Raw genomic sequence first — 12,249 nt, 5'->3', positions numbered from 1 at the left:
CGACGCCACGGATCGTGCAGATTCGCGACAAGTCGGCTGATCCGATAGTTTGCCGGGAATCGCCAAAACTCCGGCAAATTTTGCCCTTCACATCGGAGGGCTTTTTTTCGTCTGAAGCGCCGCCGGACGGCGACACACGCAGGCGATGGAATGGCACCGCGCCGCGTCAGAATCGGTCGGCACGAAATGGCGAGGGGTCGACGAGCGTTGGCGCGCCGGTCAGCATCTCGGCAATCAGACGCCCTGTCACAGGACCTAGCGTCAGGCCATGATGCGCGTGACCGAATGCGAACCAAAGGTCGCGATGCTTGGGCGCCGGGCCGATGATCGGCAGCATATCGGGCGTGCAGGGTCGGCACCCCATCCAGGGCTCGGGTTCGACCGGTGCGCCTAACGGGAACAGGCGTCTCGCCAGAGGTTCGACGGCTGCCAGTTGAACGGGTGTCCGAGGGGCATCGCGCAGTGCAAGCTCGACGCCGGTGGTCAGACGGATACCTTGGTTCATCGGGGCTATCAGGAAGCCGCTTTCGGCATCCAGCACCGGTTGATTCAGTCTGGCGCCAGGCTCCGGCCGGAAGTGGCGGTGATAGCCACGCTTGACTGCCAGCGGGAGCCGGTAACCCAGAGCATTCGTGATCGTATCGGACCAGGGGCCCATTGCCACGACCGCCTGACGGCCTTCGATGTCCCCCTCAGTCGTCTGTACGTGCCAGTGGGGAGTCAGCGTGGTCGCATCGCCGCGAAGGATGCGTCCGCCTATCGATGTGAAGTGCTGGGCATAGCGGGCAACCAGCTCGCCCGGATCGCGTATCGAATTCGAGGCGGTATATCGAATGGCGCCGACGAGCGCTGTCGAGAGCGACGGCTCATCCCTCTGAAGTCTCGCTGCATCAAGTCGCTCGAATGGCACGCCATACTCACGTTGCCAACGCTCGGCTTCCTGGTGCGCAGCATCGAGCGCACCACGGGTGTGGAAGACTTTGAGCCAGCCGCCTTCCCGTAGAAGGTCGTCCGCGCCCGCAAGGCCGATGAGTGCCTTGTGCTCGGTCACACAATGCTCGATCAGGGTGCTGTATTGACGGGCAATGCGGGCATGGCGCTGCGGTGCGGAGTGATGCCAGTACCGTGCAAGAAATGGGGCGATGCCCGGCAGCGCCGACGGGTGATAGTGCACGTCGGTTGATTGATTGCGCGCGTAGCGAAGCAGTGTGCCGACATCGCGAGGAAACGCGTAAGGATAGACGCCTTCGCGCTGTATCAATCCGGCGTTACCAAACGACGTTTCCCTGCCGGGCGCTCCACGGTCAATGAGCGCGGTTGTCAGGCCGCGACTCTGAAGATGGATGGCTGTCGAAGTGCCTACGATCCCGGCGCCGAGTACGAGGACATCGAATTTCATGGCAGAGATATTGTCGTTAGCCCATTGTGACGGTTCGCTGCGCAATCGCGCGGCAACGCTACGGTGGGGTGATTGAATGGCAAATGCCGTGGGGGACCTACGCCAACGCCGTCACGGCAACTTCTACGTCGAAACCGGCTCGCATCAACAACGATTGAACGCACGCTCGCGTGGGCGCATTTCCTTCCGGGATCCAGACATCCCAGATACGGTTGAATTCGTCGAAATGACGCGCATCGGAAAGCCAGATGTTGGCCGTCAGAAGATGGGTTTTGTCTACACCTGCTGACGCGAGTAGCGTGTCGATTTGCTTCAGAACTTCGATCGTCTGCTCGGTAATGGTGGCGCCTTGCGTGGCAGGCACCTGACCTGCCAGATATACGACACCGCCGGCAACGACCACTTGACTCATGCGGGCATTGGTTTGCAAACGCGTGATTTCTTTCTTCATTGTGGGACTCGGAGAGAATGACGATGCGGCTGTCGAGGTGGACGCCAGGCGTCTGTGGGCAGTCCGGTTATCATATATGAGAATTTCATTTCTCGTATACGAGAAAACACCGATATGTCGATCCCCTTGGCGAGCGATGTTCAGGTCCCAGGGGCGGGGGCAACAGGCTCAATTACAGTGCTATGACGTCAACTACACGAAAGAAGTCCGTCTCGCCAGGCAAGCTGAAGCGCGATAGCCAGGTGAGTCACGAAACGGTAGGCGCGCGACTGCGAAACGCAAGAACGGCGAACGGACTGACGCTCAAAGCGTTGAGCGAGCGCTCAGGTGTCGCGGTATCGACGATCTCGAAGGCGGAGCGCGGCGATATTGCGCTGACCTACGACAAATTTGGCGCACTTGCGCGGGCACTCGGGCTGGACTATTCGGCGATCTTCGGACACGACAACGTCGAATTGAGCGCTGGCATCAGCCCATCGTTCACCGAGGCGGGCAAGCAGGCGATATACGAGACCCCCAACTATCGCTACGGCATGATCGCTTCCGATCTTGCCAATAAGCGCATGGTGCCGATGCGGGCACATATTCGCGCGCGCAAGCTGGAAGATTTTCCCGACTATATCCGCCACGCAGGCGAAGAGTTTGTATTCGTCTTATCGGGCAACCTGTTGTTGCAGTTTGAAAACGGCAGCAAATTCCGGCTGGCACCTGGGGATAGCCTTTATTTCGATAGTGGCGTGGGACATGTGTATCTGAGCGAGCACGACGATGGCGTCGACGCCATCGTTTGCTGCGTGGACGTGAATACGCCGGGCCCGATTCTGCGATAGCGACGGGCTTGCGCATGCGGCCTCAAGCGCGAACCTGGGGTTCTTCCGGGTGGACCAGCATGAACTGACTATCATGGACTTCCAATCAAATCGAGCTTCAGAGATTCCCATCGGTATAAGACGGGATGTCATTGATGCCACAGGGTTCACACAAATACTTTAGAAATACTTATGATCTTATCCAAATAGATCGAGCTCGATCGACCATTGGAGGAGAACCGTGTCTGGCAAGACGAAACCCGCGTTAAAGAGCCCTCCCAGAACCAAACGCCATGTCTTGGCCACTGTCGTGGCGGCGATGCTGCCTTCGGCGCAAGCGCTGGCGCAATGCGCACCGGCTCCAGCGACACTCAGCCTATCCACTGATAGTTGCGCCGATTCGGCCCTCACCGTGCGAGAAAGCACTGGCGTGGACCCCGTCGTGCAAGTCTCCGGCACCGGGATAACGTATAGCGGCACGTCTGTCAGTCTTACCGCAACTGGCACCGGCCTGGGCGTACAGGCGACAAACAAAGGGACGGTGACGCTGGACGGCACAACGCAGGATGTTTCCACGGTCGAAACCTTGGGCGCGGGCGGGCATGGCTTGTATGCCAACGGTGGGGGCCAGATCACCGGCACCAACACCACCATCACGACCTCAGGTGCGGGCGCGTCGGCCGCATTTGCGGATGCTGGGGGCTTGATCACCCTGAACAACGTGAACACGTACAGCTTTGGTGACAATGCCCCAGGCGCGGTTGCGTCAGGCGCAGGCAGCCGTCTCAGCCTGATCGGCACATACGTAAATGTCTACGGCAACGGCAGCGCGGGGTTGTTCGCCACCGCAGGCGGAAACATCACCATCAACGGCGGCGCCATTGCGTCCGGGGATTATTACGGAGGCACAGTCAACGCCAACTCCCCTGGCATGCTCGCTCGGGGCCCGGGTAGCAGCATCGTCGTGAGCAATGGTGCGAGTTCGGCCACCTATGGCGCAAACAGCCCCGGCGTGTGGGCCGACGCCGGGGGCAAGATCGACTTCGCGGGCTATGGCATCTTCACCTACCAACCCGATTCGCCGGGCGCGCAGGCCACTGGCGCCAGCACGATCACGCTGACCAGCACCATCGTCCGCACGTCAGGCCCGTCGAGTGCGGGCTTGCTTGTCAGCGATGGCAGCACAGTGCTTGCAAAAGGCACCGAGATCACCACCGGATATCGGGTCAGCGGCAGTTCTCCGCCCGTCCTCCAGTTCCCGGATGCCCAGATCGGCCTCGAAGCTCATGGCGTGGATGTGGTGGGCGCGGGCAGTCAGTTACAGGCCGAAAACAATGCCGTGACAACAAACGGCGACGGTGCCGTCGGCATCTGGGCCCAACAGGGGGGAACGGCTTCCGTCACCGGCGGCACCATCACGACTCATGGTGCCGATACTGCCTCGGTCGGTGGCGCCGATGCCGTCCGAGCGACCGATAGCGGCAGTCTCATCAGTCTGACCGGCACACGGATCAGCACCACGAACGCCAAAGCCGTTGGCGTGCACGCGTCGGCCGGCGGTACGATCGGTGCCACCGACATCACCGTGAACACGCAGGGCCAGAGCGCCTTCGGCGCCCTGGCGCAAGACGCCGGCAGCGCCGTCACACTGAACCGCGCCGCCATTACCACCGCAGGCGTTGCGGCCAACGGTATCGAGGCCAGCAATTCGGGACAGGTGCAAGCGAGCGGCGGTTCGGTTACAACCGCAGGCAGCGCGGCGCATGGCATTGCGGCCATCAACGGCGGCACCGTGTCGGCCACGGGAACTGCCATTGAGGTCAGCGGCAACGGATCGGCGGCGATCTATCTCTCGGGCAGCGCGCCGAGTATTGTCTCGGTAAATGGCGGCAGCCTGAGCGCGGCAAACGGTGCCATCGTGATGGCCGACGGCGGCACTGGCGCCGTCACGCTCAGTGGCGTCAATACGATCGCCCCGGCGACCGTCAATGGCCGAAAGTTGCTCGCGCAGGCGACGGAAGACGCTGCGGGCACCGCGTCCAATCTGACGCTCAATATCGTCGACATGCCCACCGTCTCCGGCGACATCGTCGTCGATCCCTCCACCCTCACCTACCATCTCGGCAACAGTCGCTGGGTCGGCGATCTGGTGTTGAGCGGCGCGGGCAATACCGTCAATGCGAGCTTCGACGCATCGCAATGGACGGGGGACTTGCTGGCCGATGCCGGCAACACCGCAAACGTCTCGCTGCAAGGCAGCCTCTGGACCGGCCTGGCTCGCAATGCCACCAATGTCGCAATCGATGGCAGCAGCGTCTGGAATGTGACGGGGAACTCCAACGTTGTAGGCGCTGTGAGTAACGCGGGCCTGATCCAGTTCCTGGCCCTGCCGGGATCGTACAGTGCGCTAACGGTCGGCAGCTACGCCGGCGGCGCCGGCGGCCGCATCGGGTTCAACACTTATCTCGGCACCGACAACTCGCCGACCAATCTTCTGGTGGTCAATGGCGGCCAGGCCAGCGGCACCACCGCGCTGCTGGTCAATAATGCCGGCGGCCCCGGCGCGCAAACGACGGCCGATGGCATTCGACTGGTTCAGGTGACCGGGGGCGGCACCTCCGCGACGAATGCCTTTGCGCTGGGCCAACGTGTTGCCGCCGGTGCCTACGAGTACCAGCTCTTTCGCGGTGGCAGTACCGGCGCCGACGACTGGTTCCTGCGCTCGAATTTGAGCGTGGCACCGAGCAGTCCATCGGCGCCGACCACGGAAATTCCGCTCTATCGCCCCGAGGTGGCGCTCTACATGCCGGTGCCGGCACTGGCGCGACAAATGGGGCTGGCCACGCTCGGCACTCTGCATCAACGGGTTGGCGAAGAGGAGAATCTTCGTGGCATTCCGGAAGGCCGTACCTATGGCAACCTGGGATGGGCACGCGTGTTCGGCGCACACGTGAACAATCGCTGGACGGGCGATGTCGATACCAAGGCGACCGGCAATCAGACCGGGGTGCAGGCAGGCTTCGACCTCTTGCGACGCACGACAGACAGCGGGCATCGCGACCATGTCGGCGTCTATGCCGCTTATACGGACTACAACACGTCGTCGGTGAGCGGCTTCGCGCTTGGCACACAAGATCTGGAAGTCGGAAAACTCTCGATGAGCGGGCCCTCGGTCGGCGCGTATTGGACCCATTTCGGCCCGAGCGGGTGGTATACCGATGCCGTCTTTCAGACAAGCTGGTACGACATCAACGCAAAGTCGAACTACGGCGCCGAAATATCGCCCCATGCAACGGGCTACACCGCCTCGCTTGAGACCGGATACCCGATCCGGTTCGGCGACGAGAGCGACTGGCAGTGGGAGCCGCAGGCGCAGATCATCTGGCAACACCTGTCGGTGAATCACGCGCAAGACGCGTACTCGAGTGTGGATTGGGATTCGGCGAACGCCGTGACAGGCCGGCTGGGTATACGGCTCCAACGCACGGGGCGCGATGCGCGGGGCACGCTCTGGCAACCGTATGCGCTGTTGAATCTCTGGCACGCCTTTTCGGGCAGCGACCAGGCGACGTTCGGCACGAACGCGCCCATCGCGAGCCGTTTCGGCGAGACGGCGGTGGAGATCGGCGGCGGTGTGACGGCGCGAGTGAACGCTTATACGAGCTTCTATGGCCAGGCGAGCTACCGCGTGTCGCTCGATGACAGCCGCTCACGGCAATCCGTCGCCCAGGGCATCGTCGGTGTTCGATTTAACTGGTGAGGCGCCCCTCCGGGGCCTTGCATAGACTGCGGCGATGAAGAGAGGTCAGGCCGCCGGAAACAATGAGGCCCTTGGGTAATCAAGGGCCTCATTGTTTGCTTGGCGAAGAGAGAATTCGCCTTCCCCCCCGAAACGCTAAGCACCTATATTCGCTAACGGCCGAGAGCGCCGGGAAGCGATACGACTTTCACGCAGAAGATGCGCGACGGCACAGAAGGCGCGCTATCCCGCAACGACGAGACGACCGTGAAGATGCTGAAATCGGCTATATCGATCATGTTGGGTCGGCAAGGCCAACCCATCGGCGTCAATATCCACGTTTAGAAATACAAAAGGCCGGTTTCCCGGCCTCAACAACATCAGGCGACGATCAGCAGGTTAAAGAACGCTGATCTGCACCGACATGGTGCTCCACAGCGAATTGATGGAAGGGTTCTGGTACTTGAACAGGCCATTCTGATAGCCATCGAGGTTGTATTCGTTCAGAAATCCAACCACGTTTGCCCGGCAGTGCAGTGTCACGTGTAGTCACCACCAGTGACGCATGTGTTTTGCGGGAAGCCAGCCGGGCAACGCGGCAGAAATGCTATCGAAGTTACAGCCTTGTCCGAACCGGAAGACTCCTATTCCGGTTCCTTTTCGCAGGACTTCGGTTCGCCGCAAGTGACGCTTTTGACCTTGCGGCCTTCCGTCACGTCGCGGAACCAGTCCACTACGCGAACGCCTTCCTCTTTATTGGTATAGAAGCGGTCGAAAAGGAGCTGCGTGTGCTCCTTGCCACGGCTCGTAAAGCCTGCGAAGCCGGGAATCCCCTTGGCCTGTTCCGCCCGGTTCTGCAACAGCAGCGGGTAGAGCCTGGAGGGAGTGCCGAAGGCCTTCTGGAACCTTTCCTGCGCCTGGTCATAGGCGGTGTCGAGTTCGACGACTCGCAAACGCGGCGCGTGTCTCACCGCCGCGCGGCCGAGATCTTCGAACGTCGCGCTCTTGCGATCGACGCCGCCCATCCATTTGGGCGCGCCATCCCAGAAGCCCCAGTGCCGGATCAATTCCGCAATCTTCGGGGACCGATAGCCGCCCGCGCCGTCCGAGACGGCGGTAATCTCAACGTCCGGATAATGATCCGCGACTTCCGCCGCATAGATCGGCGCGCCGATGGCGCCCGCGCTCGACCCGGCAACGACGATGCGCTCGGGCTTCTTCACGTTCTGATAGACCCAACTGAGCACCGATTCCACATTTGCACGCCCCCGGTGGCGCACCGCTATCTCCCGACCATCCGCTGTCTTGTAGGTCACATCGCGATTGCCGAGGTATACGTCGCCTGTGCAATAGGAGGCATAGACCTGCGTCCATTTGGCAACCGGGTTTTCCGGGTTGCCGAGGTCGAAGACTCCCCGCCAGTTGCGCGGGTCGCTTGGATCAACCCGTTCAGAGAGTCCAAGGCGCCCCATGTATTCGCTCCGCCACTGCGGTTCGTTTGGCTGAGGACGCGCGAAGGGAATGTAAACCGCCGAGCTGGGGTCGCATTGCTCGCCCGTCCAGCAGGCGCCGCCGCCACTGAGAAAGATCATGAGCTTCGCGGCGTCCGCGCCTTCACCCGGCTTCACATGGAAGGCATAGGGTGTTCCTGTCGCGCAGGAGGTTTCACCACCCGGCTCAATGGTCCTCCAGGGGCTCTTCTCTGCCTGGCCTTGGTTCTGCGCCATGACCCCGACCGGGGCAAGCAAGAAGGCAAGAGTGACGGCGTGGCGGATCTGCATAGGGTTCCTCTCTCCCAGAGTAGTTCTTTGATTGGCGGCGAGTTTTTCCCCCTCGATGATGCAAAAGACTTTGCGGAACCGATTCTTATTCATGAGTGCCCGACCCTATGAATTGAGAGAAATATATGAGCAGTCTCTCGTGCCCCGGCGCATCGCCGCCCAGCATACGCCAGCCCCAAAAATATGAGAAAGGCGAACAACGATCCTTTGAAGAATTGGGGATTTCGTTTGAATTTCCGCCGAGAATTCGACATCTGTCTGCATCTTCCACACTCCGGCAAAGGCCGACGAGCGAAAAATTGGAGTCTTCTTGATACCGAAGCCTTTGCAGGCCGACAGGCTTCGCGGCGGAAGCGAGCGCGTTGGCGATGGCCCGCATCCCGATGCTTAACGCCCTGGGTATGTCCGTCGCAGATCGTTGGGATACCCACCGCGTCAAGATACGCTTCGCGCCGCACGCCCTCGAAGTTCGCCGCAAGCGCAATCGCAATGATCGGCGCCCCGCCGCCGAGCGCGTGAATGAGCTTTTCTCGAATCGTCACGTACCCGCCTTCTCCGGCGGCTGACGCCACGATGCAAGACGAAATTCGGCAGATGACTGGCTGCGCGCGATATGAGTCGCAGTCTCACGTTCTCTCGACTCTCGACTCTCGGCATCGAACACAAGGTGTGGCCGGACGACAGCATGCTCGTGCTGCGAGCGCACGTTATATCTCCGGAACGACGATCTACGCACGGCCGTTGCGGCTGTGCAGGCTGCTCACCCTGTCGCGAAATCGCGCTGGCTATCCTGCATTCGCTAGGGCGAGTGCTACGTGAAGGGACACGGACGTGCGGTCGGATGGGAATCACTCTGGGCGGAGTTCATTGCCAGAGCCATGGAAGAAACAAAGGTGACGGTGCCGTTCGGTGAGCATGACATTCGCGCCAAGGCGGCGAGTGACGCGGGGTCGCTTGACGGTTCGAGCAAGCGCGCGCCCTGCTCTCTCATGCTGATAGCAGAACAACACGACATATCTACCGAGGGAAAGCCGAGCGGGTGAATCCGCTCAAGAAACCGGGTCGAATGACATAACACCCGATCTATGACACAAACCGGTTTCCTGAACTGCCCGGAAACCCGCATGGAATCTAGTGGCGGAGAGAGGGGGATTCGAACCCCCGATAGGCTATTAACCGCTTCCCCCATTCCATGAATCTCTTTTAAAATCAATGGAGTGACAGAGCTTTGATGTGCCATTGCCGCCCCCTACTTCGCCCCAAAACCACTGGCGATCCTAGGAGCGCGACAAACTATGGCACCGATGTCCCCCTCATTTCAGAGCGCGGAGCTTTATTGTCGCGGCCAGCACTGTGGCGCTGTCCACACTAGCTTCTGGACGTAGGACTTGGGCGTTCCAACAATCTCTCGCACGATACTCGGTGCACTTTCGTCACCGTGCCTCACAGCCTTAGCACACATCAGCGATGAAAAAGGTCATCTTCTTGCATGTGGGGTGGCACGGGAGTAACATGGCCGAGTGATATAACGCGGCCAAGTGATTTCACATGGCCATCTTAAATAACTCGGCCAAGTGAATTATGAGTAACCACCATTTCAGAACTAGAGCTGCCGAGCGCCTAGCGCGGGACTCCGTGCGTACGCTGTTTGAGAACGGGGGCTGGGAGATCGAGGAGGGCCGAGCGGATGACAAGGGCGCAGATTTTGTCCTGACCAGTCCTCATGGTGAAAAGTACCACGCCGTACTCAAAGCGCTGACAGAGGGACGAACAGATCGTGTGATACCGCTGTTCTCGCAGGCACTGCTTGAATCGCGCGCTCACGCAAACGCAAGTGAAGAAAAGTTTCGGCCAGCCGTCCTCCTATGGGTGGGCGTTGCATCACCGACCCTCGTCAACAAGGTTCGGGATTTTCAGCATACATATGGTGAAGGCGAACCGATCGCCCTCCTGTCGGACACGCCGCTGTATGTTGATTTTCCTGGTCTGGAAGCCAACGAGCCGAGCGCAGCTATGCGGCGAATGAGCCATTCGGCACCACCAACACTCGTTCTTTCCGATCTGGCCCAATGGATGCTCAAGCTGTTGCTGGCGTCGGACATCAAACGCGACAACCTAATTAACGCTCCAGAAAGGACATATCGGACAGCGACCGAGCTTGCGCGCGAAGCTGACGTATCGGTCATGACCGCTACACGTCTCGTCAATGCCCTGAAGGAAGAGAATTTGGTTGAGTTCGCGCCGCACCTGAGAATCATCCAAAGACGCAAGCTTGCGCAACGATGGAAGGCCGCATACGCGAAGCCGGCCGTCAGTGTGCCAATGAAGTTTCTCGCGAGTGGCGTGCCTGAGGAGCAGCTACGTAAGACGCTCAAACGGGAAGAGGGGGCAACACTGGGGCAGTTTTCTGCCGCGCACGCACTCGGCGTAGGGCACGTAAATGGCGCAACAGCGACGTTGTGGGTGCCTGATCTCATAACCAGTGAAAACTGGCGGGGCCTCCGTCGGGCGCGCGAAGGCGAGCGGCCTGATTTCATTCTGAAACAGCACCCATACCCCAATTCGTTGCTTCGTGGGCGAGTGATGCGAGATGGGATATGGGTGTCAGACGTCATCCAGACATGGCTGGACGTTTCAGCAGACCCGAGGCGCGGTGCGGAGCAAGCGGCCGAACTCGAGCACGGTGTGCTGGCAAAGATCGCGGGAGAAAAAGTGTGAGCGAACTAGCCGAATTTAGCCTACTTGCGGTGACCCTTGAACCATGGCGCAAGCAGATCGTCTTCATTGGTGGCTGGGCATTCCGACTCTATCGCTATGAGCCGCGCGCTTACACGGCAGATCACATTCCGATCTTCACCCGAGACGCAGATGTAGCATACGACAAGCGCGAACCTCTCGAAGGTGATATCAAGAAGGCCTTGGCAGGAGCAGGATTCGCGGAGGAGCCGAACCTTGCTGGTGAGTTCAGGCCACCAGCCATGCGTTATAACTTAAGCGACGGCACGAATGGATTTTACGCGGAGTTCCTCACGCCACTCACGGGCAGCGGAAAAAAACGCGATGAGCATGGGGTATTGCAAGACGATGCCACCGAACAACACGCAGGTGTTGTCGCACAAAAGCTCCGCTACCTAGAAGTACTGCTCTACGACCCTTGGTTTGTGACCATCCCGAAGGATGAGTCTGGATTGGGCGAGGCAGTAGCGGATCTGAGAGTGCCGAATCCTGTGAGCTTTATGATCCAGAAGCTTCTGATCAGGGACAAGCGGGTCGGGAAAAAACGCGCACAGGATGTGCTCTATATCCACGATACACTTCAGATTTTCAATGGGGCCATCGAGACCGACCTCGCCCCCATCTGGAAGAAACTTGAGAACACGCAGCATCCCAACCAGCAAAAGTCCGTTCGTGACGGCGTCAAAGAACTATTTTCTGAGATGAACGACGTCATCCGCGAGGCGGCGGAGATTTCCCCTGATAAAAAGGAACCCGAAGCAATGCTCAAGCTTTGCAAGGAAGGATTCGAGGAGTTGTTCGGCGAGGCATAGAGCATCCGTCTCCCCACAGATGTTCATGCGGCCGGTTTCAGTCAAGACTGTGCGAAACGCACGCCGAAGGCTCAAGTCCAAGCCGTCGACCATCAGATCGCCTTGCATTAGCTTCGCAGCAGCCCCCAACCAAATCAAGCGACATCTCATAACCAAGTACTTCCGCATTTACACACAGCTCCGGCCAATAGAGGTCTATTGGTCGAACACCCCATAGACATTCAGTCGACAGTTCCACCCCGAAGGGCAACACTCAACTATCCGATTATGGCCGACATCGGTGGCGGCATACTCTAGCCCTCTTGCCGCCACACGCCCCCCTATTCTTCGCCATCCCCGTCTCATCGAAGATGATGCAGCGCTATAAGCGTACGGCCCCCCCATACATTCTGGTTAGCGGACATCCATGACAGGATTTGGGTGTTCTGATTACACATAGAGAAATTCGAGCATTACAATAGGGCAAATAGTTTCGCCCAGCCCACGCAAACAATGCTGGCATCGGAAAAACCTAGGATAACG

General features: G+C 59.6%; 9 protein-coding genes. 4 read left to right on the top strand and 5 right to left on the bottom strand.

Annotated features, from left to right (window positions below):
• Window positions 1-166 precede the first annotated feature (166 nt).
• Both PI93_RS04650 and PI93_RS04645 read right to left on the bottom strand, forming a co-directional pair.
• Window positions 167-1,399: an NAD(P)/FAD-dependent oxidoreductase gene (locus tag PI93_RS04650; RefSeq protein ID WP_039366848.1), complete on the bottom strand. Its 1,233-nt coding sequence runs from the start codon at window positions 1,397-1,399 to the stop codon at window positions 167-169.
• A gap of 97 nt (window positions 1,400-1,496) precedes the next feature.
• Window positions 1,497-1,850, bottom strand: coding sequence for a RidA family protein (locus PI93_RS04645; RefSeq protein WP_039366845.1), 354 nt, complete (start codon window positions 1,848-1,850; stop codon window positions 1,497-1,499).
• A 182-nt stretch (window positions 1,851-2,032) separates the two neighbouring features.
• On the opposite strand from PI93_RS04645, the gene PI93_RS04640 reads away from it, so the two are divergent.
• Both PI93_RS04640 and PI93_RS04635 read left to right on the top strand, forming a co-directional pair.
• Window positions 2,033-2,680, top strand: a complete 648-nt coding sequence (locus PI93_RS04640; RefSeq protein WP_039366842.1) for a helix-turn-helix domain-containing protein — start codon at window positions 2,033-2,035, stop codon at window positions 2,678-2,680.
• A gap of 391 nt (window positions 2,681-3,071) precedes the next feature.
• Complete coding sequence (locus PI93_RS04635; RefSeq protein ID WP_158453247.1) at window positions 3,072-6,419, top strand: autotransporter outer membrane beta-barrel domain-containing protein; 3,348 nt, start codon at window positions 3,072-3,074, stop codon at window positions 6,417-6,419.
• A 378-nt stretch (window positions 6,420-6,797) separates the two neighbouring features.
• Here PI93_RS04635 and PI93_RS04630 read toward each other — a convergent pair whose 3' ends face one another.
• From PI93_RS04630 to PI93_RS25050, 3 genes are all read right to left on the bottom strand, one after another.
• Entirely contained in the window at window positions 6,798-6,941 is a 144-nt protein-coding gene (locus tag PI93_RS04630; RefSeq protein ID WP_201278427.1) for a DUF4879 domain-containing protein, read from the bottom strand.
• Between the two features lie 101 nt (window positions 6,942-7,042).
• On the bottom strand, window positions 7,043-8,179 hold the full coding sequence (locus PI93_RS04625) for a pectin acetylesterase-family hydrolase (RefSeq protein ID WP_158453410.1): 1,137 nt from the start codon (window positions 8,177-8,179) through the stop codon (window positions 7,043-7,045).
• Between the two features lie 89 nt (window positions 8,180-8,268).
• On the bottom strand, window positions 8,269-8,610 hold the full coding sequence (locus tag PI93_RS25050; RefSeq protein ID WP_407945355.1) for a hypothetical protein: 342 nt from the start codon (window positions 8,608-8,610) through the stop codon (window positions 8,269-8,271).
• Between the two features lie 1,204 nt (window positions 8,611-9,814).
• Here PI93_RS25050 and PI93_RS04620 point away from each other — a divergent pair.
• Both PI93_RS04620 and PI93_RS04615 read left to right on the top strand, forming a co-directional pair.
• Complete coding sequence (locus tag PI93_RS04620) at window positions 9,815-10,897, top strand: RpiR family transcriptional regulator (RefSeq protein WP_236105734.1); 1,083 nt, start codon at window positions 9,815-9,817, stop codon at window positions 10,895-10,897.
• On the top strand, window positions 10,894-11,727 hold the full coding sequence (locus PI93_RS04615) for a GSU2403 family nucleotidyltransferase fold protein (RefSeq protein ID WP_039374506.1): 834 nt from the start codon (window positions 10,894-10,896) through the stop codon (window positions 11,725-11,727). The genes PI93_RS04620 and PI93_RS04615 overlap by 4 nt, the downstream gene beginning before the upstream one ends.
• Window positions 11,728-12,249 lie beyond the last annotated feature (522 nt).

It is taken from the genome of Pandoraea fibrosis (assembly GCF_000807775.2).
GTDB lineage: Bacteria > Pseudomonadota > Gammaproteobacteria > Burkholderiales > Burkholderiaceae > Pandoraea > Pandoraea fibrosis.
The sequence above is the reverse complement of the archived record's forward strand: the minus strand, read 5'-3'. Positions and strand labels throughout refer to the sequence as shown.

Coding starts and splice junctions, on each gene's coding strand:
- PI93_RS04625 (WP_158453410.1), bottom strand. CDS start 8,179: ATGCAGATCCGCCACGCCGTCACTCTTGCCTTCTTGCTTGCCCCGGTC.
- PI93_RS04645 (WP_039366845.1), bottom strand. CDS start 1,850: ATGAAGAAAGAAATCACGCGTTTGCAAACCAATGCCCGCATGAGTCAA.
- PI93_RS04650 (WP_039366848.1), bottom strand. CDS start 1,399: ATGAAATTCGATGTCCTCGTACTCGGCGCCGGGATCGTAGGCACTTCG.
- PI93_RS04640 (WP_039366842.1), top strand. CDS start 2,033: ATGACGTCAACTACACGAAAGAAGTCCGTCTCGCCAGGCAAGCTGAAG.